Here is a 22,646-nt window from a genome sequence, read left to right as displayed (position 1 = left end):
GACAAAGCCCCCCGCGAGGGGGCTTTGTGCCTTGTCAGACTGCGTTTTCGTTTTCTTCGCCCGTGCGGATGCGCACGATGCGCTCCACGGCCGTGACAAAGATCTTTCCGTCGCCGATCTTCCCGGTGCGCGCGGAATTCACGATGGCTTCGATGCAGCGCTCCACGTCGGCCTCGTTGACGACCACTTCGACCTTCATCTTGGGCAAAAAGTCGACCACGTATTCAGCGCCGCGGTAGAGCTCGGTGTGCCCCTTCTGGCGGCCGAAGCCCTTGACTTCGGTCACGGTCAGGCCGGTGACGCCCACTTCGGCCAAGGCCTCGCGCACGTCCTCGAGCTTGAAGGGTTTGACGATGGCGGTGATCTGCTTCATGGGTTTTGTGCTCCGGCGGTTTCGTTGAATTTGCTGGTGATAGGGTAACGCCAATCCTTGCCGAAGCTTCGATGGGTGACCCGGATGCCTACCGGCGCCTGGCGCCGCTTGTATTCGTTGACCTTGATGAGCCGCGCAACCCGTTCGACCACCGCGCGGTCGTAGCCCGCGGCAATGATCTCGTCGATGCTTTCATCGTCCTGCATGTAGCGTGCCAGGATGCCGTCGAGGATGTCGTAGGGCGGCAGGCTGTCTTGATCGGTCTGGTCCGGCCGAAGCTCGGCGCTGGGAGGGCGCGTGATGATCCGCTCGGGAATCGGCTCGGTGCCGGTGCCGTAGGGGTCATGGGCATTGCGCCAGCGCGCCAGGGCGAACACCGTGGTCTTCAGCAGATCCTTGATGACCGCGAAGCCACCCGCCATGTCGCCATAGAGCGTGCAGTAGCCGGTGGCCATTTCGCTCTTGTTGCCGGTGGTGAGCACGATCGATCCGAACTTGTTCGACAGCCCCATCAGCAGCGTGCCGCGAATGCGGGCCTGGAGGTTTTCCTCGGCGGTGTCCTCGGGCAGGCCCTTGAATTCCTCGGCCAGCGCGCCCTTGAACGACTCGAAGGTGTGCCTGATCGAAATTTCGTCGTAGCGCACGCCCAGCCGCCCTGCCATGTCGCGCGCATCGATCCAGCTGATGTCGGCGGTGTAAGGCGAAGGCATCATCACCGCGCGCACCTTGTCCTTGCCCAGTGCATCGACGGCAATGGCAAGCACCAAGGCGGAGTCGATACCGCCCGAGAGCCCCAGGATGGCGCCCGGAAAACCGTTCTTGCCGATGTAGTCGCGCACGCCGAGCACCAGCGCGTCCCAGAGCTGCGCTTCGGCGTCGCGCGGGGCCGCGATGGCGCCGGGCTCGGCCACGAAGCCGATGCCGCCTTGCGGTGCGCGCCCCAACTGCGCAAAGACCACGCCCTCCTTGAAGCTCTGGGCCTGCATGGCGACCGCGCCATCGGCCTGCAGCGCGAACGAGGCGCCATCGAACACCACCTCGTCCTGCCCGCCGACCAGGTGCGCGTAGACCAGCGGCAGGCCCACCGCACGGGCCCGGTCGGCCATGCGCGCCACCCGCTCGCCTTCCTTGCCCACGTGATAAGGCGACGCATTGATCACCGCGAGCACCTCGGCGCCGCTCTCGCGGGCCAGCTCGGCCGGCTGGTCGAACCAGGCGTCTTCGCAGATCAGCAGGCCGACCGAAACGCCGCCCGCCTCGAACACGCAGGTGCCCTGCCCCGGCGTGAAGTAGCGGCGCTCGTCGAACACCTGGTAATTCGGCAGCTCGCGCTTGGCGTAGGTTTCGAGGATGCGGCCCTCCTTGATGACGCTGGCCGCGTTGTGCCGCATCTGCACCGCCACCGAGCGGCTGCGCAGGCTGCCGCCCGTTGGATGCCCCACCACCACGACCATGTCTTTGAGGTCGGCCAAAGCAGCGGCAATGCCTTTCACGGCATCATCACAGGCTTCGGTGAAAGCGGGACGCAGGAACAGGTCCTCGGCCGCGTAGCCGGCAATCGAGAGTTCCGGCGTCAGCAGCAGGCGCGCGCCTTGCGCATGCGCCAGCCGCGCGGCATCGACGATCTTTTTCGCGTTGCCGACGAGGTCGCCCACCACAAAATTGAGTTGCGCGATGGCAAGCTTGAGCGTCATACAGAAGGAAGAAAAAGGCTTGAACGATTATGTCATTCGGGTTCTGGCGTCGCCGTCGGACGTGAGCCCGCAAGCCTGGAACGCGCTGCTGGCCGGCGAGGCCGAGCCCTCGCCTTTCATGCGCCACGAATACCTGTCGGCGCTGCACGAAAGCGGCAGCGCCTCGCCCGCGAGCGGATGGACGCCGCAGTTCGTCACGCTGTGGCGCGGCGAGCAGCTGGCAGCCGCCTGCCCGTTCTACATCAAGGACCATTCGTACGGCGAATACGTCTTCGACTGGGCCTGGGCCAACGCCTACGAACAGCACGGCCTGGCCTACTACCCCAAGGCCGTGGTCGCCGTGCCCTTCACCCCGGTGCCCGGCACGCGCCTGCTGGCGCGCGATGCGCAGAGCCGCACGCTGCTGGTGCAGGCGCTGGTCGCGCTGTGCAAGCAGGAAGAACTGTCGTCGCTGCACCTGCTGTTCGGCGCCGACGCAGACATTGCAGCCTGCACCGAGGCCGGGCTGATGCTGCGCAACACAGTTCAATTCCACTGGACGAACGCAGCCTACCCCGACTTCGACGCCTTCCTCGCCAGCCTGGCCCACGACAAGCGCAAGAAGATCCGCCAGGAGCGCCGCAAGGTGGCCGATGCCGGCGTGAGTTTTCGCTGGTCGCGCGGCGCCGATATCTCGAAGGCCGACTGGGACTTCTTCTACCGCTGCTACGAGCGCACCTACCGCGAGCACGGCAATCCGCCCTACCTCACGCGCGACTTCTTCCAGCGCATGGCCGACACGCTGCCCGAGGCCTGGCTGCTGTTCATTGCCGAACGCGACGGCAAGCCCATGGCCGCCAGCCTGATCGCACTGTCGACGCAGGCGGACGAGCCGCTCGTCGCCTACGGCCGCTACTGGGGCGCCCTGGAACGCGTCGATTGCCTGCACTTCGAGGCCTGCTACTACCAGCCGCTGGCCTGGTGCATCGCGCACGGCGCCAAGCGCTTCGAGGGCGGCGCCCAGGGCGAGCACAAGATGGCGCGCGCCTTGATGCCCGTGAAGACCACCAGCGCCCATTGGCTCGCGCATCCGGCGTTCTCCGATGCGGTCGAGCGCTTTCTCGAACGCGAAGGCGCGGGCATCCAAAACTACATGGACCACCTGGGCGAGCGCAGCCCGTTCAAGGCAGCCTGATCGGGCCGCCAAATCGCCTCCCGGGGCTGCTATAAACGCGCCCAATATCAAGACAACAAGGAGGGATTTCGATGCCATTCGTCGGACTGGGGCTGCACGTCCTCATCGCACTGTTCTTCGCCGTGCACGCCATGCGCCACGGCAAGCAGATCTACTGGCTGATCATTCTTTTCAGCTTCCCGCTGCTCGGCAGCATCGTGTACTTCGTGGTCGAGTACCTGCCGGCCTCGCGCATGCAGCGCACCGCGGGCAAGGTGGCCAACGCGGCCATCGGCTTCCTCGACCCCGAGCGTGAATACCGCGCCGCCGCCGATGCCTACGACCTGGCCCCCACGGCACAGAACAAGCTGCGGCTCGCCAAAGCGGCCCTGGATCGCGGCCAGGCAGCCGATGCCGTCGGGCACTACCGCGACGCGCTGAAAGGCCCCTTCGCTTCCGACCCCGAACTGCAGTTCGGCCTGGCCAGTGCGCTGATCGCCGAGGGCGGCCCGGCCTCGGCCCGCGAGGCGCAGCAGGCGTTGCAAAGCCTGCGTGCGGTGCGCGACGACTACCGCAAGGACGAAGTCGCCGTGCTGAACGCCCGCGCGCTCGCCGCCGAGGGCCGCACGCCGGAAGCGCGCGAAGCCTTCGAGGCTGCGCTGAACAGCTACAACACCGTGGAAATACGTGCCCGCTTCATTGCGTGGCTGGCCCAACAAGGCGACACCGCTGGCGCGCAGCGCCAGTGGAGCGAGCTCCAGCAGGCGGCGCGCCATTGGAACTCGCATGCGCGAGACGTCAACCGCGAATGGATGCGGCTGGCCGCAGAAGCGGTCCGGGCCTGACAGCCCGGAGCATCCGGGCCGTCCTTCAAGCGAAGAAAGTTACTTCTTGTACGCGGCGATGCCATCGAGCACTTCCTTCTTGGCGGCATCGATGCCTTCCCAGCCCAGCACCTTGACCCACTTGCCTGCTTCCAGGTCCTTGTAGTGCTCGAAGAAGTGGCTGATGGCCTTCAGGCGCATCGGGTTCACGTCGTCGACCGACTTCCAGTGGCTGTAGATCGGCAGCACCTTGTCGGTGGGCACGGCCAGCACCTTGCCGTCGACGCCGGCTTCGTCTTCCATCATCAGGATGCCCAGGGGGCGGCACGGCACCACCACGCCCGGCAGCAGCGGGTACGGGGCGATCACCAGCACGTCGACCGGGTCGCCGTCGCCCGACAGCGTCTGCGGCACGTAGCCGTAGTTGGCCGGGTAGTACATGGCCGTCGTCATGAAACGGTCGACGAAGATCGCGCCCGATTCCTTGTCGACTTCGTACTTGATCGGGTCGGCGTTCATGGGGATTTCGATCACGACATTGAAGGCGTCGGGAACGTTCTTGCCGGGGGAGACTTTGTCGAAGGACATGACGTTTTTCGAGTAGTTGAAAAGTATGAGGGGGACGGGGACAAACCCTGAGTTTACTTTCCGTGTCACCGGGCGGTCGCACACGCCCGCGTTTTTGCCTGTAAATTGCAACCGTTGGCCAATCGGCTCCTCACCTTCGGGTGCAGCGAGCTTCGAGGAAGCAACGCGGCGGAGAACATGGTCCCGTACGCGTTGTGCGCAGGGCCCATGCTGTCCGTCTCCACAAGTCACAACGAACGAATGGAGAAGCAAAGCATGATCGGCAACACCCCCCTGATACTCGCCATCGTCTGCGGCCTCGTGGCCGTCGGCTACGGTTTCTGGGCCCGAAGTTGGATTCTCGCCAAGGACCCGGGCAACGCCCGGATGCAGGAAATTGCCGCCGCCATCCAGGCCGGCGCCTCGGCCTACCTTGCCAAGCAGTACACCACCATCGCGGTGGTCGGCGTCATCCTGGCGGTGCTCATCGCCCTCTTCCTCGACCTGACCACGGCGGTGGGTTTCGTGGTCGGCGCGGTGCTCTCGGGCGCCTGCGGCTTCATCGGCATGAACGTGTCGGTGCGCGCCAACGTGCGCACCGCGCAGGCGGCCACCAAGGGCATCGGCCCGGCGCTCGACGTGGCGTTCCGCGGCGGCGCCATCACCGGCATGCTGGTGGTCGGCCTGGGCCTGCTGGGCGTGACCGGCTTCTACTGGTTCCTGGCCGGCAGCGCACCCAAGGCTGACCACGGCCTGGCCGCCATCCTCAACCCGCTGATCGGCTTTGCCTTCGGCTCGTCGCTGATCTCGATCTTCGCGCGGCTGGGCGGCGGCATCTTCACCAAGGGCGCGGACGTCGGCGCCGACCTGGTGGGCAAGGTCGAGGCCGGCATTCCTGAAGACGATCCGCGCAACCCGGCGGTGATCGCCGACAACGTGGGCGACAACGTCGGCGACTGCGCCGGCATGGCGGCCGACCTGTTCGAGACCTATGCGGTCACGCTCATCGCCACCATGGTGCTGGGTGCACTGATGGTCACTGCGGCGCCGCTGAACGCGGTGCTGTACCCGCTCGCACTGGGCGGCGTGTCGATCATCGCGTCGATCATCGGCTGCTTCTTCGTGAAGGCTTCGCCGGGCATGGTCAACGTGATGCCGGCGCTCTACAAGGGCCTGGCCGTCGCGGGCATCCTGTCGCTGATCGCGTTCTGGTTCGTCACGAGCTGGATCATTCCCGACAACGCCATCGCCGCGAGCGGCAGCCAGCTCAAGCTGTTCGGCGCCTGCTTCGTGGGCCTGGCGCTCACGGCCGCGCTGGTGTGGGTGACCGAGTACTACACCGGCACGCAATACAAGCCGGTGCAGCACATCGCGCAGGCCTCGACCACGGGCCACGGCACCAACATCATCGCGGGCCTGGGCGTCTCGATGCGCTCGACGGCCTGGCCGGTGATCTTCGTGTGCATCGCGATCCTGGCTTCCTATTCGCTGGCCGGCCTGTTCGGTATTGCGGTGGCTGCAACGTCCATGCTGAGCATGGCCGGCATCGTGGTCGCGCTTGACGCCTACGGCCCCATCACCGACAACGCCGGCGGCATCGCCGAGATGAGCGAGCTACCCGACAGCGTGCGCGCCGTGACCGATCCGCTCGACGCGGTCGGCAACACGACGAAAGCCGTGACCAAGGGCTACGCCATCGGCTCGGCCGGCCTCGCCTCGCTGGTGCTCTTTGCCGACTACACCCACAAGCTGGAGAGCTTCGGGCTGAACATCAGCTTCAACCTGAGCGATCCGATGGTGATCGTCGGCCTCTTCATCGGCGGCCTGATCCCCTACCTGTTCGGCGCGATGGCGATGGAAGCCGTGGGCCGCGCGGCCGGTGCGGTGGTGGAAGAAGTGCGCCGCCAGTTCCGCGAGATCCCCGGGATCATGGAAGGCACCGGCAAGCCCGAGTACGGCAAGGCCGTGGGCATGCTGACCGGCGCGGCCATCAAGGAAATGATGATCCCCTCGCTGCTGCCGGTGGTGGTGCCGATTCTTGTCGGCCTGCTGCTCGGGCCGAAGGCGCTGGGCGGCCTGCTGATGGGCACCATCGTTACCGGCCTCTTCGTCGCGATCTCGATGTGCACGGGCGGCGGTGCATGGGACAACGCCAAGAAGTACATCGAAGACGGCCACCACGGCGGCAAGGGCTCCGAGGCGCACAAGGCAGCCGTCACCGGCGACACCGTGGGCGACCCCTACAAGGACACCGCCGGCCCGGCCGTCAACCCGCTGATCAAGATCATCAACATCGTGGCGCTGCTGATCGTGCCGCTGGTGGTGAAATTCCACGCCGGCGATGCGGCGGCGGCCGTGCCGGCCAAGGTGGAGATGCCACCGGCCGTGAGCGCTCCGGCGGCAACCGCACCGGCCACGCCGGCCGCTGCCGTCGCGGCGGCCGGGGTCGCAGCGGCCGAAGCCGCCGCGGTGAAGGTCGAGAACGGCGTGGTGAAGTTCTACTTCGCCAGCGCCAGCGCCGAGGTGGCGCCCAACGCCAAGGAGGCGCTGGCCGACGTCATCAAGGCGGTGCAGAGCGGCAGCACCGTGCTGGTGAGCGGCTACCACGATGCCAGTGGCGACCCCGCGAAAAATGCCGAGCTGGCCAAGCAGCGCGCCATGGCCGTCAGCGACGCGCTGAAGGCCGCCGGTGCGCCCGAAGACAAGATCGAGCTCGCCAAGCCCGAGCAGTCGCAGGCCGACGGCCCGGCCTCCGAGGCCCGCCGCGTGGAGGTCAAGGTAAAGTCCTGAAATGCCCACACCCGAACGACTCGAATCCTTCATCGCCGCCGTCGAAGGCGGCGCGCATGCCAAAGTCATCGAGGACTACTACACCGAAGACGCCACCATGCGCGAAAACCAGGCCGAGCCGCGGCGCGGCCGCAGCACGCTGGTGGCACAGGAATCGGCTGTGCTCGACCGCACCGAAACGGTGGTTTCCACCTGCGTGCGGCCGGTGCTGGTGAACGGGGACCACGTGGCCATCCACTGGATCTTCGAATTCACCTTCAAGGGAGGCGCCCGCATGCGCATGGAAGAAATTGCCTGGCAGCGCTGGGAGGGCGAGCGCATTGCCGAAGAGCAGTTCTTCTACGACCCGGCACAGAGAAAGCCGGCCTGACCCGCGGATGATCGAGCTGACCATGCCGCAAAGAGACTCCTCCTTGGCGGCCGCGGCGACCCGCCCTGTCGCCCATTCTTTTTCTTTCTTCGTCCGCCCTCTTCTCTTTCCCTTGCTGGTGTCGCTGCTGCCCCTGGCAGTGGGCGGCGCCAGCGCCTTCGCCCAGGCGCGCACTGACAACAACGCGCTGGCGCTGAGCTTCGATGCGGCCCGCGCCCGCATGGTCGACCGCTCCGACAAGCTGGCCGCCGCGCGCGCCGCGGTCGAGTCGAAGGAACTGCAGAGCGAAGGCGTCAAGGGCCTGGGCGGTCCGTCGGTCAGCATCTCTGGGCTGGCCTATGCCTACAACGCCAACCTGAACCTCGACCTCGACCCGCTCAACCAGAAGCTCGGGCAGATCGGCTCGTCGCTGCCGCCGTCGATCCAGGGCTTCATCTCGCGCGTGCCGATTCCGCAGTTGCCCAACAGCTACACGCTCAACCGGCACGACACCGGCGCCAATGCGTCGATCTCGGCGGTCTGGCCGATCTACGTGGGCGGCGCGACCGACGCGGTGCGCGGCTTCGTGTCGGCGCAGGCGCGCGAAGCGCAGGCCGATGCCGAGCAGGCCGGCCACGAGGTCGACACGCTGCTGGTGCAGCGCTATTTCGGCGCCCAGCTCGCGCAGCGCGCGGCCACGCTGCGCGCCCAGGCCGAGCGCACCATCGCGCAACACGATTCGGCGGCGCAGAAGATGCTCGCGGCCGGCGTCATTTCGCGCGTCGAGCGCCTGCAGGCCAGCGCCGCGTACGAAGAAGCCCGGCGCAACGCGCGCAAGGCCGAGAACGACGCGGAACTGGCTGCCGTGGCACTGGCGCGCACGGTGCGCGCCGAGGGCAGCGTGGCGCCGCAGACGCCGTTGTTTCTCATCAGCACGCCCATCGAGCCGCTCGGCTACTTCATCGATTCGGCGCTCACGCGGCACCCGGGCCTGGGCAAGGTCGCGGCCAAGAAGTCGCAGGCCGAGCAACTGCATGAAGGCGAGGAAGCCTTGCGCCGCCCGCAGGTCATTGCCTTCGGCACGCGCGAACTCAAGAGCGGCAACGCCGACTGGGTGGCCGGCGTGGGCGTGCGCTGGACCCTCTACGACTCCATCGACCGCAACGCCCTCTCTGCCTCTTCGCTGAAGCAGATCGAGCAGGCCGAACGCACCGATGCGCAGGCGCGCAGCGACATCTCGCTGCTGGTCGAGCGCAACTGGCGCGCGCTGGAAAACGCGCGCCGCCAGTACCTGGAAATGAAGGCCTCGGTCGAGCTGGCGCAGGAAGTCGTCAAGCTGCGCACCGCCGGCCTGCGCGAAGGCACGAGCACCACGCTCGACCTGATCGACGCCGAAACCAACCAGGCCAAGGTGCTGACCGAGCGCGCGCAAGCCGCCAACGACTACGTGCAGGCGCTTGCGCAACTGCTCGAAAGCGCGGGCCTTTCCGACAAGTTTTCCGAGTACATCGCGCGCGCCGACGTGAGGGTGAATTGATGATGAGTGCCAAGACCCGAAAACTGATTGCGATCTTCGTCGCCCTGCTGGTGCTGGCGCTGCTGGTCTGGGGCTTCTGGCGCGCGTCGCAGCCCGCGCCCGAAGTGTTCCAGGGCCAGATGGAGGCACGCGAAACCGACGTGGCCGGCAAGGTCACCGCGCGCATCGCCGAAGTGGCCGTGAAGGAAGGCGACCGCATCCAGGCCGGCGCGGTGCTGGTCCGCATGGACAGCCCCGAAGTGCGGGCCAAGCTCGCGCAGGCCACCGCCGCGGAACAAGCCGCGCAGGCCGTGGCCGACAAGGCGCAGAACGGCGCCCGGCCGCAAGAGGTCGAGATGGCGCGCATGCAATGGCAACGCGCGGAAACCGCGGCGCAACTGGCGCAGACCTCGTTCCGCCGTGTCGACGGACTGGCCCGCGAAGGCCTGGTGGCCGACCAGAAGCGCGACGAAGCCGAGGCCAACTGGAAAGCCTCGCGCGATGCCGCCATTGCGGCGCGGGCGCAGTACGACATGGCGCGCAGCGGTGCCCGCCCCGAAGACAAGGCCGCGGCCAGCGCGCAGGCGCGCCAGGTCGCCGGCGTGGTGGCCGAAGCGGAAGCCGCCAAGGCCGAGACCGAATTGCGCAGCCCCGTGGGCGGCGAAGTGGCCAAGGTGCTGGCCAAGGTCGGCGAGCTGTCGCCGCAGGGCGTGGCCGTGGTCACCGTGGTCGACCTGAGCGACCAGTGGGTGGTGCTGAACGTGCGCGAAGACCGGCTCGCCCGCTTCGCGCTCGGCAACGAGTTCGACGCGCGCCTGCCCGCGCTGGCCGAAGACAAGCGCACGGCGCGCTTCAAGGTCTACTACAGCGCCGTGATGCCCGACTTCGCGACCTGGCGTGCCACGCGCGGTGGCGCCGGTTTCGACGTGCGCACCTTCGAGGTTCGCGCGCGGCCGCTGAAGCCCATCGAGGGCGCGCGGCCCGGCATGAGCGTGCTGGTCGACTGAGCTTGCACGGGACCGCCCGATGAGCCTCAGAGGCTTTTCCGCAGCCAGTGCACGGCGCGAGTTCGCGCTGCTGCGCACGCGTCCGTGGGATCTGGCCATGATCTCCTGGGTGCCGCTGCTCGCGGTCTTTCTGATCTGGTGGATTTTTTCCGCCGGCCTGCCCGAGCGACTGCCCATCGGCGTGCTCGACCAGGATCATTCGGCCCTCTCGCGCCAGCTGGTGCGCTTTCTCGATGCCACGCCCGGCCTGCGCGTGGTGCAGCAGTACAGCGACGAAGGCGCGATGGCACGCGCGTTGACCAGCGGCGACGTCGACGCCGCCGTGCAGCTGCCGCGCGACCTGAGCCGCGACGTCAAGCAGGGCCGCGTCGGCCAGGTCGTGCTGCTGCACAACGCGCAGCTGGGCACGCACTCGAGCCTGATCCAGCGCGACGTGCGCACCGCCGTCGCCACGGTGTCGGCCGGCGTCGAGCTCACGGTGCGCAACAAGCGCGGCGAATCGATGAAGTCCGCGCGCGTGAGCATGGACCCGATCAAGGCGAGCATGGTGGCGCTGTTCAACACATCGACCGATTACGAGCAGTTTCTGGGTGCGGCGCTGATTCCGGCGCTGCTGCACATCCTCGCGATGACGGCGGGTGCATGGGCGGTGGGCCGCGAACTGCGCGACCGCAGCCTTGCCGAGTGGCTGGGCACCGCGCCGCGCTGGCACGAGGCGCTGGCCGCGCTGGCGGGCAAGCTGGTGCTGCCCTTCACCAGCCTGTCCGTGGTGGCCGTCACGGCCATGCTGTGGATCACGGCCGGACGCGGCTGGCACCCGGTCGGCTCGGTGGGCTGGACGCTGTTCGCGCTGGTGGTGTTCCTTGCGCTGTCGATTGCGCTCGGTGCTTTCGTCTCCAGCCTCACGCGGTCGTTGCGCACCGCGCTGTCGGCCACGGGCTTCATCACGGCGCCGGCCTTCGCATTCGGCGGCGTGGGCTTCCCTCTCGTCGCCATGCCCTTCTTCGCGCAGGCCTGGGCCACCCTGCTGCCCTACACGCACTACATCCGCGTGCAGATGGAACAGTTCCAGATGGGTGCGCCGCTGGCCTATTCGGCGGCCACGCCGCTGTGGATGGTGCTGGGCACCGCCGTGCTGCTGGCCGCGTCGGCTGGCGCGCTGGTGCGTGCAGCGGCGGCGCCCGACTCGTGGGGTGGCCGCTGATGGCGACGACAACAACGACCGACGCGAGCCGCACCCGGCTGGGCGCAGCCTGGCGCGACACCGCGCTCGCGGTCCTGCGCGACAAGGGCGTGCTGCTGATCATGCTGCTCGCACCCATCATCTACGGCTTCTTCTACCCGTGGCCCTATGGCACGCAGGCGGTGACGCGCGTGCCGGTGGCCGTGGTCGACCAGGACCACAGCGGGCTGTCGCGGCAGATCGCGCGCTTTGCCATGGCCAATCCGCGCCTCGACGTGCGGATGGTCACGGCCGACGTGCGCGAGGCGCAGCAGGCGCTGTGGCGCGGCGAGATCGAGGGTTATGCGCTGCTGCCGGCCGAACTCAAGCGCAACGTGCTGCGCGGCACCTCTGCGGTGGTCACCATCGAGGGCAACGGCGCCTACGCGCTGCTGAACAAGGCGGTGCTGTATGGCTTCTCGGAAGCGGTCGGCACGGTCTCGGCGGGTGTCGAGATTCGCAAGCTGCAGGCCGGTGGACAAAGCGCCGTCCAGGCGGCGCGCAGCCGCAGCCCGCTCAACACGCAGCTGGTTGCGCTGTTCAACCCGACCGAGGGCTATGGCAGCTACGTGGTGCCGGCGGTGGCGCTGCTGATCCTGCAGCAGACGCTGCTGATGGGCGTAGCCATGCTGGCCGGCACATGGGCCGAAGCCGGCCGGCTGCGCGCCTCCGCGAGCGCCTGGCTGGGGCGACTGGGCGCACTCTCGGCCTTCGGTTTCCTGAGCGGCCTTTTCTACTTCGGCTGGGTGTTCTTCCTGCAGGACTACCCGCGCGGCGGCAATCCGTGGGGAGCGCTGGTGCTGCTCGCGTTCTACGTGCCCGCGATCTGCACGCTCGGCCTGCTGCTGGGCTGCTGGTTCCGCGACCGCGAGCGGGCCTTGCAGGTGCTGCTGTTCACTGCATTGCCCATGGCGTTTCTCTCGGGCTTCTCATGGCCGGTCGAGGCCTTGCCGGGGCCGTTGCAGGCGCTGAGGTGGCTCTTTCCGAGCACGGCGGGCATCCAGGCCTCGCTGCGGCTCAACCAGATGGGCGCGCCGCTGCATGACGTGCTGCCCTACCTGGGCGTGTTGCTGGCGCTGGCGCTCGCGGGGCTGCTCACGCTGTGGCTTGCGGCCACGCCACGCGCTGCCGCCAAGCGCTCTTAGGCTCTTAGCCGCTCAGCGCCGGCTCTCGTCGGCCACCGCGCGCACCAGCCGCGTGGCGGGCCCGACCAGTTCGCGCAGGTCGCCCGCGCGGTCCTGCTCGATGGACTGCAGCACCAGTTCGTTGATGCCGCCGACCACCGTCATCGCCATTTCGTTCGTCAGGTGTGCGGCGGGGCCTTCGGCGTTGCTGTTACCGCCGCTGCTGTTGATCGCCATCTGGATGAAGCTCGCAATCTCGTCGTTCACCCGGCGCCGCACCACGAGGCCGGGCATGCCCAGCCCGAGAATTTCGACGAAGAGCGTGCGCAGCAACACTGGGTCTTGCGCCAGATAGTCGAAATACGCGGTCATCGCCTGCTCGACCTGCGCATGCCAGGGCTGCACCGGGTCGAAGGCCTCGCTCACGGCCTGCAGTGCGAGCCGGCTCGCGGTTTCGTACAGCGCGATCAGGCACTCGGTCTTGGTGCTGAAGTGTTCGTAGAAAGTGCGGCGCGACACGGCGGCTTCGCGCACGATGTCGGCAATGGTGGTCTCGGCGTAGCCCTTGACCGCCACGGCATGCGCCATGCCCTGCAGCAGCCTGGCGTAATGCTCGTTCGCGGCGCCTTCAGCGGGCTTGGGCGGCTTGGCGATGGCGGTCTTTTCGATGATGGCGCTCATGAACGGCACATTTTCCTACGTTTCGGTACTTGACAGTACCAACTCGCGATTGCACCATGGAGGCACTCGGTACGCAGTTGTACCAACCATTCATCCCACGCATCCCGTGTTTTTTCGAGGATTGTTTTCATGACTGAACTCGTTGTCCGCCGCCTTCTGATCGATCTGCAATCGCCGTTTGCCCGCGACTGGTGCGGCGGCGATGCATTCTCGACCGCTTTCTTCAACGCCCTGTCGATGAGCTTTCCTTTCGGCGAGCAGTTTTTCATCGATGCCGTGCGCGACGCCGTGGCCACGCTGCCGCCCGAGGTGCAGGAAAAGTACCGCGCCGACGTGCGCGGCTTCATCGGCCAGGAAGCCACGCACCGCCGCATTCATTCGCTGTTCAACGCGCACCTCGAAAACCAGGGCCTGATCGACAGCTGGAGCGCACGTGCCAGCAAGCGCCTGACCTTGATGGAAGGCGCCGACCCGCGCCACGCGCTGGCGGTCACGGCAGCCACCGAGCACTTCACGGCGATGTTCGCCGAATGGCTGCTGGCCCGCCCCGAAGTGCTGGACGGTGCCGAGCCACGGCTGCGCACCATGTGGCTGTGGCACAGCGCCGAAGAGCTGGAGCACAAGTCGGTCGCCTTCGATGTCTACAAGGCGGCGGATGGCTCCGAAGCGTGGCGCACGCGCTGGTTCCGCCGCGTGACGCTCATGTTCCTCGGCGACCTGATGCGCCAGACCGTCGACAACCTGCGGCACGAAAAGCAATTGTGGAAATGGTCGACCTGGAAGAGCGCCGCGCGCATCTTGCTGGCCCGCGACGGCCTGCTGCGCGGCAACCTGGCCGGCTGGCGCAGCTACCTGCGGGCGGACTTCCACCCGGCGCAGCAAGACAGCAGCCTGTCGGCGCGCTGGCTGGTGGAGAACCGCGCGCAGTACACGCCCGTGGGCGCGGCACCCGAGGCGGCCGCAGCCGCCCGGTAAGCCCGACAAATTCAGGAGTTCAGAAGAAGGTGGCGCGCGCCGGGCCGCCGTTGCCGGCTTGCTGGTGCTCGGGGCGCAGCGTGAGGTCGTGCAGCGTGTCGAAGTCCGACGGAGCGTCGGGCACGCGCATCACCACTTCGAGCTCGTGCATCGACGTGACCCAGCGGCCAGCCGGCGATTCAGCAGGCTCGTCGTTCGCGAACACGCCGTCGCGGATGTAGAGCGTCTCGCCTTCCGGGCGCTCGCCATGCAACTCGATCAAGCGCGCGATCGAGAAGTTGTACGTCACGAGTTTTTCGCGCGTCTTGCGGTCCTTGCCACCGCAATTGAACGAGCCCTCGGCGGCAATGACGATGCAGGAGCCGTCCACGCCACCGTCGATGTCGATCTCGTTGCCCGAACGCCAGATGGCGTTGGGCAGGCGCACCCGCACCTTGTCGATCACCAGATCGCGCTGTTTGTTGAGGCTGCCCAAGGGCGGAACCAGCGAGCGCAGTTGTCGCAAGCGCTCGGCAAAGTTGTCGTCCATCAGGAATTCGACATGGTGGGTGGCGCTGCCGGACGAGCGCTTGACCACCTGCATGACAACATGGCGCGGCTTGCTCATGGCTGAACCCCTTTGCGAGCGTTGAGATCCGCGCCCATTACGAGGCGCCAATGGCTTTGCTGCAAATTCATTGGAAATCGACTACAGATTAGTACTTTTCAATACATGCAAGTGCATGCATCATTTGTGTCTAACTGTATATCTATTGGCGCGGATGTGGAAGCCAATCAGCGACAAGCCCGCGAGGAAATGTCTCCAAAACGTCTCCCTGCCGTGGTAGCAAGGAGCGCATGGTTTTTTATTCCGCCGCGGCCAGTGCTTCGTCGAGCGCCTTGCACGAAGGCGCGCAGACGGTCTGCGACTTTCCGAGCACCTGGCGCGTGCGCAGTTGCGAGCGAACGCGGTGCTTGCCGCACATGAAGCAGGACATGGTCGCGCCACTGAACGATGCCGAGGCGCGGAAAGGCGACCCCGGGGTCTTGGTCTTGTAGCGCAGGCCGTCGGCCACCACTGCTGTCTTCACTTCACCCTTCGCCATGCGTCTTGTCCTTGCTGTTCGGTTCGGCACTGCGCGTCATCGCGCGTGCAATGGCTTCCCTGGCGCTGACTTCAGCCGCGAGAGAAGCGTCCAACGCCGAGCGGCACAGCCCGGCGTGTTGATAGTTGATATTTTCGTAGACCTCGGAGGCAGCCGGATAGGCATCGAGCAAGCGGCCCAGATCGGCGCCGGGCGCGACATCTTCGAACTCGTGCACCAGGTGCTCGACCACCGAGCGGTATTGCTCGGCACCGACGGGCACGGCGCTGTGTTCGAGCCTTTCAAGCAGTTGAGCCAGCACCTGGGTCACTGCCAGATCGGTCTTTGGAGACGGATTTCGGGTCGTGTTCATGGTTTGCATCTGGGGGCAGCATACGCCTATGCAAGTGGCTGCTCGTACAGGGATGTCTCGGTCTCCCCTTCTTTCTGGGCCGCCTGCATCCGCTGGAGCAGGCTGTGGAGCATTTCGGTAGACAGCCCGTGGATCACAAGGCGGTGCCCCGCGCGCAGGGTCGACAGCGGCACCAGCGGGTGCTTGTTGTTGACCAGGATCAGGTGTTCTGGCGCATTCAGCAGCGTCGCCGTGTAGATGCCGATGGTTTCGTCCAGTTGCAAGGAATTGGCCGCGCGCCAGAAATCGTTGTCGGTCAGCATCAGCTGGTAGAGCGGCGTGAAGAGCTCGATGGCGCTTTGCAGGTCCAGGAAGTTGAGCTTGCCGTGCGGCATGTCTTCCAGCCGCAGGCCCGGCTCCTTGATCATCGAGAAATCGACCTTCTCGGCCTTGCACAGCGTCAGCCCCTTGTCGCGCAGCGCCGTGTTCAGGCGAATCACGAAATTGAAGAGGTTCAGGTCGTGCTTGAGGAACATCTCGTCCTTCAGCGCGTCGATGTCCGCCGGCTCCAGCGGATTCGTGGCAATGGGCGCGGGCGAATTGCGCCCGATGAAAGCCAGCACCTGCGAGCCCAGGTGAAAGTGCCGCAGGATCAGCCAGTTGGCCTCGGGCGACACGAAGCGCGTCAGCCCCCAGGCCAGGAAGCGGTGCAGCAGCTTCGAGTGCGACCAGTTGCGCGGCACGAACACCTTGACGATCTGGATCAGGATGATCGTCAGCCGAGCCAGGGGCCGCAGGAACGGCAGCAGGTACTGCCGCGAGCCCGAGCTCGAATCGGCCAGCCACGCCGACTTGACGTTGTCGGGCAGCGGCGTGCTCTGGTCGAGGTAGAGCGCCAGCCATGGGCTGGGGTCGCGTTCGTCGTGTTCCTGCGTCAGAAATTCAGGCGTTCGGCTCATGAGACATTCGTTCGGTGATGTGCTGGAACTGCATCAAATACAGCGCGGCCGTGTTGCGCGCCGTGTCGATGATCTGACGGGCCGCGCGGGCCTGCCCTTCCACGGCCATGACCATCTCGACCGCCACGAGCCAGCGGCTCAGGTGATTTTCGTCGTTGTGGCCGTGGTACTCGAGAAAGCGGAAGGCATCGGGCGGCAGCTTCAGGCCCGCCTTGATGAGCGGCAACAGCGCCGGCACGATGCGCTGGCCCGTTCCCTCGATGATGTAGATGGCGCCCAGCAGGCCGATCGGGTCGCGCGTGGCGGCCAGTCCGTGCAGGTACGCGTTGAGCGCCTCGCCGCCCGGGTTGCGGCGCAATTCGCCGATCTGCCGGACGGTGCCGCCGGCCTTCCTGTAGTCGTCGAACAGGATGTTGAAGTCGTTCTGCTCCTCGCCCGCATGCACGTCGATCAGCGACGCGAGCATTTGGTAGGGCTCGCTCAGCGAAGCCGCGCCCTCGCGCATCCACAGGCTGCCTTCGCGCACCTGCGGCACCCACTGCTCCATCCAGTTCAGGTAGTCGGGCAAGGCGAAGCGGCGCTCGCGGATCTGGCGGATCAGCGGCGTGCGCCAGACGCGCGAGCGGTAGTCGTGCCAGATGGCGGCCAGTTCTGTCAGCAAGGCGCCGAGGCCCTCGGGCGCGGCGGCCGGATCGTGCGGGGGCGCGATGACGAGGTCGTCGTCGGGCATTGCCGCCGCAACCACCGTTGCGCGGGGCGCCACGGCTGTCGGCACCGCATCCACCGCTTCGACTTCGAGCAGCATGTACGCCGCCATGAAGCGGCCCGACTCCGGCACGTAGCAGAAGATCTGCTCGCCCGGCTTCAGCGCCTTGGTGTGCAGGAACTCGGCCAGCATCACGAGGATCGACGCGGCGCCGGTGTTGCCGCGCCACGCCAGGTTGCTCCACCAGCGCTCACGCGGAATCGACAGGTCGGCCTTCGCCATCAGGTCTTCGACCACCGGGATGAATTTTTCCGAAGAGTAGTGGCACAGGAAGTGATCGATGCGCTTCGGATCGACCCAGCCGTCGCGCACCAGCCCCGCGTATTCGTGGATACCGATGTCGAACAGGTGCGGCAGCAGTCGAATGTCCTGCCGCAGCGACAACGCGCCGGCCGCTTCGGCCTCGGCCCAAGAGCCGAAATCGAGGTGGCCGCGCGAGCGGTCTTCGGTCAGGCCGAGCTGCATGCAGACCGGGTAGTCGCCCGAGAAGGCACGCTGGTGCACCCACTTCAGTTTCAGGCGCAGCCCCGGCACGCCGGCCAGTGCCGGCGAACCGTCGGACAGCAGCAGTGCGCCCGCGCCATCGGACAGCATCCAGCGCAGGAAGTGCGAGTCGAAATCTGTCTCGTAGCCGCGCGCCGCAAAACGCGAGCGCTTGAACAGGCGCGACGGCATCTCGCTCGCCACCGCCAGGGCCGTGCGGTGCGCGCCCAGCTCGATGCCCTGCGCCGCCGTCTGGATGGCCGACACGCCGGCCGCGCAGATGCCATGCACCGAGTGCGTTTCCATCGGCTGCGCCGCGAGCTCGCCCTGGATCATGTTGGCGAAGCCTGGCATCAGCGTGTCGCCGCCCGACGATCCGCTGGCCAGCAGCGAAACGCGCGACAGGTCGGTTGCGCCGCGCTGCAGGCAATCGCGGATGGCACCGGCGGCCAGCTGCGCGTTGGTGTGCTGCGTCACGCCTTCGGCATCGATGGCGTAGTGCCGCGTGAGGATCCCGTTTTCAGCCAGGATGCGCCGCTTGATGCGCTCCGACATGCGGTTGAGCGGCGCGATGTACGCGTCCATGCGCTCGTTGGGAATGGGTTCGCCCGGCATGAAATAGCCGGCGCTTTCAAGGTAGACGCGTTGGAATGAAACGGGCATGGGTTCAGGTGATTGAAGAATCGGGAGGCATCAGCGAGCGGCTGCGAAAGCGCGGCCACACGGCCCCCAGCACGAAGACCCGCACCATGTACGGCACCAGCCCGCCCTCGTTGAGCACAGGGGCAACCTGCGCGCGGTAGCGCGTGTGATGCAGGTGCGTGAGCTCGGACCAATGGGCATGCGGGTTCTCGTGGTGTGCGGTGTGCAGGCCGATGTTGAACAGCAAGGGGTTCACCAGCCCCTCGAAATTGCGCGCGTAGTTCAGTCCGCTCCCCGGGGTATCGCCCGGCGCCCCTTTGCGCGGCGTCTTGCGGCCGTCGGCGTGCGCGTGCTGCAGGTAGTTGGTCGCCAGCAGCCAGTGCAGGCCATGCAGCTGCGGCACGATGACGAACAGCAAGGCCTTGCGCCAGTCGAGCGCCAACAGCACCGCCCAACTGGCCAGCCACAGCGCGTACTGCGCCACGCAATAGCGCCAGGCACCGCGGTGATGAATGCGCAGCCGGGCCAGCCATGAAAAAAACACCGGCACCAGCACCCACACCGCCTGGAACGGATGCAGCAGGTAGCCCCACAAGTGGTTGGTGTCGCCGCCGAAACGGTAGGTGCGCGCCACGTCTTTCGGCCCGTGCCGGTGCCGATGGTGGTTGGCCACGTGCGCGGGCCAGAACACGAAGGTCGGGTGCCCCTGCAGCAGCGTGATCCAGAAGTCGGTCAGCCGGTTCATTCGCCGGCCGCGCCACATGCGCAGGTGCACGTGGTTGTGGTGAATCACGCCGATGCCGAGCGTAAGAAACAGCACCAGCGCATACAGCCACGGGTTGAAGCCATGCACCCATTGCCACGCCACGAGCGCGGGCAGCAGCACCAGGTAGGCCAGGCTCTGCCAGTCGCGCCAACGGCGCAAGCGAGGCAGACGCGGCGGCAAGCGGCGGCGCGCGTCAGGCGGTCGCGCCATGCTGCCCGGGTTGGGGTTGCTGTTGTTGTTGCCGCTGCTGCTTTTCGCGGAAGGCCTGGAAAAGCGGCTCGGCCGCATCGGCCGCGATGCGGGTGCGAAATAGCCGGTCCATGAAGGTGAACTGGAAGCCGTAGTTGCCGTTGTGCACGGCATGGTGCAGATGGTGCCGGCGGCTCGCGGCGAACCAGTGGCTGTACGACACGCGCGTGAAGAAGTCGTAGTTCGAATGCCCGATGCAGTTGAAGAACAGACTGAACACCGGCACCGCCGCCAGCGACCAGAAGCTGAAGTCGTGCACCACCATCGGCAGCAGGATCACGTTGCCGAGCATCAGCGCCTCGACGGGATGAAAGCTGTACGTGGCCCACGGCGTGGTCACGAAGGAACGATGGTGCGGCCCATGAAAACGCCGCAGCCAGCGCGTGTGCAGCAGCCGGTGGTTGACCCAGAAATGCACGTCGTTCCATACCGCGAGCACGAGGATTTCAACCGCGATCTGCCGCCAGCCCGCATCGGGATCGAGCCGCGCCCAGCCCAGCTGCAGCAAGCCCCACGGAAACACCATGCCCAAACCGAAGATCAACACCGAGACGATCGACTGTCCCAGTTCACGCCGCAGTTGCCCCGGCTGCAGCGGCCGCGGATCGAGCGCGCGCCCGATGCCGAGCGCCGGAAGCACCCGCCGGGTCAGCAGCCATGTGAGGCCGCCGAAACCGAAGTAGATGCCGCCAAAAAAAAGCACGCCCCACAGCATGACCTGGAGGGCGGGCAACGAAGTGAAAGTCTGCGCCATCCCCCGAGGCTACAACAGCATCTCAGGAACGATGGGCGAAATGAGCCGGTTGTAGAAGCGCTGGAAGAATCCCGACTCGGGTTCGGAGGTCAGGATCACCTCTCTCTCGCCGTCGTTGGTGAGCCATTGCAGCGTGCCGTTGTCCTTGGCCAGCCGCAACCGGTACGAGTTCTGCAGCTTGCTGATGTTGATGATGCGCAGCATCTCGCGCGCCAGCTGCGGGCTGTCGACCACCAGCCCCATCTCGGTGTTCTGGCTGGCCGAGCGCGGGTCGAGGTTCATCGAGCCGATGAAGATGCGCGTGCGGTCGATGGCCGCCGTCTTGGCATGCAGCCGCCCGAGCGACTTGCCGAACATGCCGAAGCGCTCGCCCGCGCTGGTGCGCTGCGGGCTCAGCTCGTACAGGTCGGCGCCGCTTTGCAGCAGCCGCTCGCGGTAGCGCGCGTAGCCGGTGTGCACCAGCGGCTCGTCGTTGGCGGCCAGCGAGTTGGTCAGCAGCGTGAGCTTGACCTTGCGCTTGGCCAGGTCCTCGAACGCCGCCATGCCGCGCTCGCCCGGCACGAGGTACGGCGAGGTCAGGTCGACCTCTGTCTTGGCGTCGAGCAGCAGGGCCCAGACCTTCATCGTGACGCTGGTGGCAATGGCCTCGTCGGCCGTCATGGTCGCGGGCTTGGTGGGCGGATCGGCAATGGCGCGGGCCTCGCCCCACAGCAGGCCCATGCGGCCGCCATCGAGCTCTTCGGCAATGGGGCCGTAGCCCAGGATGTCGGACGGCGGCAGCACGATCTTCGGCGGCGGCGCGGCCATGCCGACCCAGCTGTCGAACTCGGCGCCACCGGGCATGCGGCCGCCCTCGCCCGTCACGATCTCGGCAATGGGCCAGACCTGCACGCTGTTCCAGTAGGCATCGAAGATCGATTCGAGCTGCGGCACCACCTTGCCGACCACCAGCGCGTCCATGTCGATGAAGTTCTGCGCCTCGCTCAGCACGAAATACTCGTCGGCGATGTTGCGCCCGCCCACCACGGCCATCACGCCATCGGCAATGAAGAGCTTGTTGTGCATGCGGTGGTTGAGCCGGTTGATCTCCCACGGCGAGGCCACGAAGCGCGAGAGAAATCCGTTGCGGCCGCAACAGAACGGGTTGAACAGCCGCACCTCGACATTCGGCGTTTCGGACAGTGCCAGCAGCAGTTGCTGGCTCTTGGCGGTGTACAGGTCGTCCACCAGCACCCGCACCTTCACGCCGCGCTGGGCCGCCTCGCGCAGCGAGCGCAGCAGCAGCCGGCCCACCGCGTCGTTTTCCAACTGGTAGTACTGCACCACCAGCGAGCGCTGGGCCCGCTCGGCAAGCTGGATGCGCGCATCCAGCGAATACACCCCCAGCGGCATCAGCCTGAAACCCGAATGCTCGTCGGGCGGCGTGGAGGCCGCGGCAATCCTGGCGAGCTTGGTCGAGGGGTCGGCCGTGGTGGCAAATTCAGCGGGCCGCTCCCGCGCCGGCGGCAGCGAACCGCAGGCGCCGAGCAGCGCGATCAGGAAGCCCGAAAAAGCGATGCGCGCCATGCATGCGATTCGTGGCAGTGAAAGCGAGGCGTTCATGACGATGGTTCCGATGGTGCGATGGTGCAGTGGGTCAGCCGTTGATTCAAGTACGCTGGCTGGCAGGTGCTGGTTTCAGCCGGTTTCAGATACCCCTGGCGACAGATGCCGAGCCTAGAATTCGCCCTTAACGTTCCGGAGTTGCATCATGGCCCGATCGATCCTCTCGCGCATCGCCCTGATGACTGTTTTTACAGCCCTCGCCCATCCGGCCTGGGCCGCCCTGGACATCGGCGACCCCGTGCCCCGCTTCACCGCCAACGCCGCGCTGGGCGGCAAGACCTTCCGCTACTCGCTGGCCGATGCGCTGGCCAAGGGCCCGGTGGTGGTGTATTTCTTTCCGGCCGCCGATTCGAACGACTGCTCCATCGAAGCCCACGCCTTCGCCGAGGCGGTCGACAAGTTCGCCGCACTGGGCGCCACGGTGATCGGCGTGTCGGCCGACGACATCGACACCCTGTCGAAGTTCTCGGTCAAGTCGTGCCAGAGCCGGTTTCCGGTGGCGTCCGACGAAGCCAAGACCGTGATCAACGGCTTCGACGCGCTGATGCAGACCCGGCCGGACTTTGCCAACCGCCTGTCCTACGTGATCGCGCCCGACGGCAAGGTCGCCTACTACTACCAGAACCTGAACCCCGACAAGCACGTGGAACGCATGCTGAACGCGGTACGGGCGCTGCCGAAAGCCACGGCGGCCAAATAAGGGCAGAAAGACGGCCGGCCCCGCGGCCACG

22 protein-coding genes are annotated in these 22,646 nt (G+C 66.6%); 10 read left to right on the top strand and 12 right to left on the bottom strand.

Going from position 1 to position 22,646, the window contains the following annotated elements:
- Nucleotides 1-34: 34 nt before the first annotated feature.
- Nucleotides 35-373 (bottom strand): P-II family nitrogen regulator, encoded by a 339-nt coding sequence (locus DBV14_RS05030; RefSeq protein WP_019652991.1) that lies wholly within the window; start codon nucleotides 371-373, stop codon nucleotides 35-37.
- Nucleotides 370-2,067 carry an NAD+ synthase gene (locus DBV14_RS05025; RefSeq protein WP_124458091.1) on the bottom strand — a complete coding sequence of 566 codons (1,698 nt, stop codon included), beginning with the start codon at nucleotides 2,065-2,067 and terminating at the stop codon, nucleotides 370-372. The genes DBV14_RS05030 and DBV14_RS05025 overlap by 4 nt, the downstream gene beginning before the upstream one ends.
- A 19-nt stretch (nucleotides 2,068-2,086) precedes the next feature.
- Between DBV14_RS05025 and DBV14_RS05020 the strand changes: the two genes are divergently transcribed.
- Together DBV14_RS05020 and DBV14_RS05015 are read left to right on the top strand one after the other, a co-directional pair.
- Nucleotides 2,087-3,241 carry a GNAT family N-acetyltransferase gene (locus DBV14_RS05020; RefSeq protein ID WP_124458090.1) on the top strand — a complete coding sequence of 385 codons (1,155 nt, stop codon included), beginning with the start codon at nucleotides 2,087-2,089 and terminating at the stop codon, nucleotides 3,239-3,241.
- A 71-nt stretch (nucleotides 3,242-3,312) separates the two neighbouring features.
- The gene (locus DBV14_RS05015; RefSeq protein WP_124458089.1) at nucleotides 3,313-4,065 is read left to right on the top strand and encodes a hypothetical protein; all 753 of its coding nucleotides are present in this window, start codon (nucleotides 3,313-3,315) and stop codon (nucleotides 4,063-4,065) included.
- Nucleotides 4,066-4,104: 39 nt separating this feature from the next.
- Here the strand turns inward: DBV14_RS05015 and ppa are convergent, their stop codons facing one another.
- Nucleotides 4,105-4,632 carry an inorganic diphosphatase gene (gene ppa, locus DBV14_RS05010; RefSeq protein ID WP_007834256.1) on the bottom strand — a complete coding sequence of 176 codons (528 nt, stop codon included), beginning with the start codon at nucleotides 4,630-4,632 and terminating at the stop codon, nucleotides 4,105-4,107.
- Between the two features lie 255 nt (nucleotides 4,633-4,887).
- Here ppa and DBV14_RS05005 point away from each other — a divergent pair, with 255 nt between their 5' ends.
- The 6 genes from DBV14_RS05005 to DBV14_RS04980 all read left to right on the top strand — a co-directional run bounded on the left by DBV14_RS05005 (nucleotide 4,888) and on the right by DBV14_RS04980 (nucleotide 12,640).
- On the top strand, nucleotides 4,888-7,401 hold the full coding sequence (locus DBV14_RS05005; RefSeq protein ID WP_124458088.1) for a sodium-translocating pyrophosphatase: 2,514 nt from the start codon (nucleotides 4,888-4,890) through the stop codon (nucleotides 7,399-7,401).
- Nucleotide 7,402: 1 nt separating this feature from the next.
- Complete coding sequence (locus tag DBV14_RS05000; protein ID WP_124458087.1) at nucleotides 7,403-7,771, top strand: nuclear transport factor 2 family protein; 369 nt, start codon at nucleotides 7,403-7,405, stop codon at nucleotides 7,769-7,771.
- 118 nt (nucleotides 7,772-7,889) lie between these two features.
- The gene (locus DBV14_RS04995) at nucleotides 7,890-9,287 is read left to right on the top strand and encodes a TolC family protein (RefSeq protein WP_260396818.1); all 1,398 of its coding nucleotides are present in this window, start codon (nucleotides 7,890-7,892) and stop codon (nucleotides 9,285-9,287) included.
- A gap of 2 nt (nucleotides 9,288-9,289) precedes the next feature.
- Nucleotides 9,290-10,273, top strand: coding sequence for an HlyD family secretion protein (locus tag DBV14_RS04990; RefSeq protein WP_185545924.1), 984 nt, complete (start codon nucleotides 9,290-9,292; stop codon nucleotides 10,271-10,273).
- A gap of 19 nt (nucleotides 10,274-10,292) precedes the next feature.
- Nucleotides 10,293-11,477, top strand: coding sequence for an ABC transporter permease (locus tag DBV14_RS04985; protein ID WP_124458085.1), 1,185 nt, complete (start codon nucleotides 10,293-10,295; stop codon nucleotides 11,475-11,477).
- Nucleotides 11,477-12,640, top strand: a complete 1,164-nt coding sequence (locus DBV14_RS04980) for an ABC transporter permease (RefSeq protein ID WP_260396817.1) — start codon at nucleotides 11,477-11,479, stop codon at nucleotides 12,638-12,640. Before DBV14_RS04985 ends, DBV14_RS04980 begins: the two co-directional genes overlap by 1 nt.
- A gap of 12 nt (nucleotides 12,641-12,652) precedes the next feature.
- Here the strand turns inward: DBV14_RS04980 and DBV14_RS04975 are convergent, their stop codons facing one another.
- Nucleotides 12,653-13,300 carry a TetR/AcrR family transcriptional regulator gene (locus DBV14_RS04975; protein ID WP_124458084.1) on the bottom strand — a complete coding sequence of 216 codons (648 nt, stop codon included), beginning with the start codon at nucleotides 13,298-13,300 and terminating at the stop codon, nucleotides 12,653-12,655.
- 129 nt (nucleotides 13,301-13,429) lie between these two features.
- Here DBV14_RS04975 and DBV14_RS04970 point away from each other — a divergent pair, with 129 nt between their 5' ends.
- Nucleotides 13,430-14,275 carry a metal-dependent hydrolase gene (locus tag DBV14_RS04970; protein ID WP_124458083.1) on the top strand — a complete coding sequence of 282 codons (846 nt, stop codon included), beginning with the start codon at nucleotides 13,430-13,432 and terminating at the stop codon, nucleotides 14,273-14,275.
- A 19-nt stretch (nucleotides 14,276-14,294) separates the two neighbouring features.
- Here the strand turns inward: DBV14_RS04970 and DBV14_RS04965 are convergent, their stop codons facing one another.
- The 8 genes from DBV14_RS04965 to DBV14_RS04930 all read right to left on the bottom strand — a co-directional run bounded on the left by DBV14_RS04965 (nucleotide 14,295) and on the right by DBV14_RS04930 (nucleotide 21,876).
- Nucleotides 14,295-14,882 (bottom strand): hypothetical protein, encoded by a 588-nt coding sequence (locus DBV14_RS04965; protein WP_124458082.1) that lies wholly within the window; start codon nucleotides 14,880-14,882, stop codon nucleotides 14,295-14,297.
- Between the two features lie 238 nt (nucleotides 14,883-15,120).
- On the bottom strand, nucleotides 15,121-15,360 hold the full coding sequence (locus DBV14_RS04960) for a hypothetical protein (RefSeq protein ID WP_124458081.1): 240 nt from the start codon (nucleotides 15,358-15,360) through the stop codon (nucleotides 15,121-15,123).
- Nucleotides 15,347-15,721, bottom strand: a complete 375-nt coding sequence (locus DBV14_RS04955) for a hypothetical protein (protein WP_124458080.1) — start codon at nucleotides 15,719-15,721, stop codon at nucleotides 15,347-15,349. Before DBV14_RS04955 ends, DBV14_RS04960 begins: the two co-directional genes overlap by 14 nt.
- Before the next feature lie 17 nt (nucleotides 15,722-15,738).
- Nucleotides 15,739-16,650, bottom strand: coding sequence for a hypothetical protein (locus DBV14_RS04950; protein WP_124458079.1), 912 nt, complete (start codon nucleotides 16,648-16,650; stop codon nucleotides 15,739-15,741).
- Nucleotides 16,634-18,562: a beta-ketoacyl-ACP synthase III gene (locus tag DBV14_RS04945; RefSeq protein WP_124458078.1), complete on the bottom strand. Its 1,929-nt coding sequence runs from the start codon at nucleotides 18,560-18,562 to the stop codon at nucleotides 16,634-16,636. Before DBV14_RS04945 ends, DBV14_RS04950 begins: the two co-directional genes overlap by 17 nt.
- 4 nt (nucleotides 18,563-18,566) lie before the next feature.
- Entirely contained in the window at nucleotides 18,567-19,517 is a 951-nt protein-coding gene (locus DBV14_RS04940; protein WP_124458077.1) for a fatty acid desaturase, read from the bottom strand.
- On the bottom strand, nucleotides 19,501-20,310 hold the full coding sequence (locus DBV14_RS04935; protein ID WP_124458076.1) for a sterol desaturase family protein: 810 nt from the start codon (nucleotides 20,308-20,310) through the stop codon (nucleotides 19,501-19,503). The genes DBV14_RS04940 and DBV14_RS04935 overlap by 17 nt, the downstream gene beginning before the upstream one ends.
- A gap of 9 nt (nucleotides 20,311-20,319) precedes the next feature.
- Complete coding sequence (locus DBV14_RS04930; protein ID WP_124458075.1) at nucleotides 20,320-21,876, bottom strand: phospholipase D family protein; 1,557 nt, start codon at nucleotides 21,874-21,876, stop codon at nucleotides 20,320-20,322.
- A 184-nt stretch (nucleotides 21,877-22,060) separates the two neighbouring features.
- On the opposite strand from DBV14_RS04930, the gene DBV14_RS04925 reads away from it, so the two are divergent.
- A complete protein-coding gene (locus DBV14_RS04925) occupies nucleotides 22,061-22,615 on the top strand; it encodes a peroxiredoxin (RefSeq protein WP_124458074.1) in 555 nt (184 codons plus the stop codon).
- Nucleotides 22,616-22,646: the final 31 nt, after the last annotated feature.

This window comes from Variovorax sp. KBW07 (assembly GCF_003852515.1).
Taxonomy (GTDB): Bacteria; Pseudomonadota; Gammaproteobacteria; order Burkholderiales; family Burkholderiaceae_C; genus Variovorax.
Note: the sequence above shows the minus strand (reverse complement) of the source record. Positions and strands in the feature narration are given on the sequence as shown.

Excerpts from the sequence above, each read along its gene's own strand:
- DBV14_RS05030 (WP_019652991.1), bottom strand. The coding sequence starts at position 373 with ATGAAGCAGATCACCGCCATCGTCAAACCCTTCAAGCTCGAGGACGTG.
- DBV14_RS05025 (WP_124458091.1), bottom strand. The coding sequence starts at position 2,067 with ATGACGCTCAAGCTTGCCATCGCGCAACTCAATTTTGTGGTGGGCGAC.
- DBV14_RS05015 (WP_124458089.1), top strand. The coding sequence starts at position 3,313 with ATGCCATTCGTCGGACTGGGGCTGCACGTCCTCATCGCACTGTTCTTC.
- ppa (WP_007834256.1), bottom strand. The coding sequence starts at position 4,632 with ATGTCCTTCGACAAAGTCTCCCCCGGCAAGAACGTTCCCGACGCCTTC.
- DBV14_RS05005 (WP_124458088.1), top strand. The coding sequence starts at position 4,888 with ATGATCGGCAACACCCCCCTGATACTCGCCATCGTCTGCGGCCTCGTG.
- DBV14_RS05000 (WP_124458087.1), top strand. The coding sequence starts at position 7,403 with ATGCCCACACCCGAACGACTCGAATCCTTCATCGCCGCCGTCGAAGGC.
- DBV14_RS04990 (WP_185545924.1), top strand. The coding sequence starts at position 9,290 with ATGAGTGCCAAGACCCGAAAACTGATTGCGATCTTCGTCGCCCTGCTG.
- DBV14_RS04985 (WP_124458085.1), top strand. The coding sequence starts at position 10,293 with ATGAGCCTCAGAGGCTTTTCCGCAGCCAGTGCACGGCGCGAGTTCGCG.
- DBV14_RS04980 (WP_260396817.1), top strand. The coding sequence starts at position 11,477 with ATGGCGACGACAACAACGACCGACGCGAGCCGCACCCGGCTGGGCGCA.
- DBV14_RS04975 (WP_124458084.1), bottom strand. The coding sequence starts at position 13,300 with ATGAGCGCCATCATCGAAAAGACCGCCATCGCCAAGCCGCCCAAGCCC.
- DBV14_RS04970 (WP_124458083.1), top strand. The coding sequence starts at position 13,430 with ATGACTGAACTCGTTGTCCGCCGCCTTCTGATCGATCTGCAATCGCCG.
- DBV14_RS04965 (WP_124458082.1), bottom strand. The coding sequence starts at position 14,882 with ATGAGCAAGCCGCGCCATGTTGTCATGCAGGTGGTCAAGCGCTCGTCC.
- DBV14_RS04960 (WP_124458081.1), bottom strand. The coding sequence starts at position 15,360 with ATGGCGAAGGGTGAAGTGAAGACAGCAGTGGTGGCCGACGGCCTGCGC.
- DBV14_RS04955 (WP_124458080.1), bottom strand. The coding sequence starts at position 15,721 with ATGCAAACCATGAACACGACCCGAAATCCGTCTCCAAAGACCGATCTG.
- DBV14_RS04950 (WP_124458079.1), bottom strand. The coding sequence starts at position 16,650 with ATGAGCCGAACGCCTGAATTTCTGACGCAGGAACACGACGAACGCGAC.
- DBV14_RS04945 (WP_124458078.1), bottom strand. The coding sequence starts at position 18,562 with ATGCCCGTTTCATTCCAACGCGTCTACCTTGAAAGCGCCGGCTATTTC.
- DBV14_RS04940 (WP_124458077.1), bottom strand. The coding sequence starts at position 19,517 with ATGGCGCGACCGCCTGACGCGCGCCGCCGCTTGCCGCCGCGTCTGCCT.
- DBV14_RS04935 (WP_124458076.1), bottom strand. The coding sequence starts at position 20,310 with ATGGCGCAGACTTTCACTTCGTTGCCCGCCCTCCAGGTCATGCTGTGG.
- DBV14_RS04930 (WP_124458075.1), bottom strand. The coding sequence starts at position 21,876 with ATGGCGCGCATCGCTTTTTCGGGCTTCCTGATCGCGCTGCTCGGCGCC.
- DBV14_RS04925 (WP_124458074.1), top strand. The coding sequence starts at position 22,061 with ATGGCCCGATCGATCCTCTCGCGCATCGCCCTGATGACTGTTTTTACA.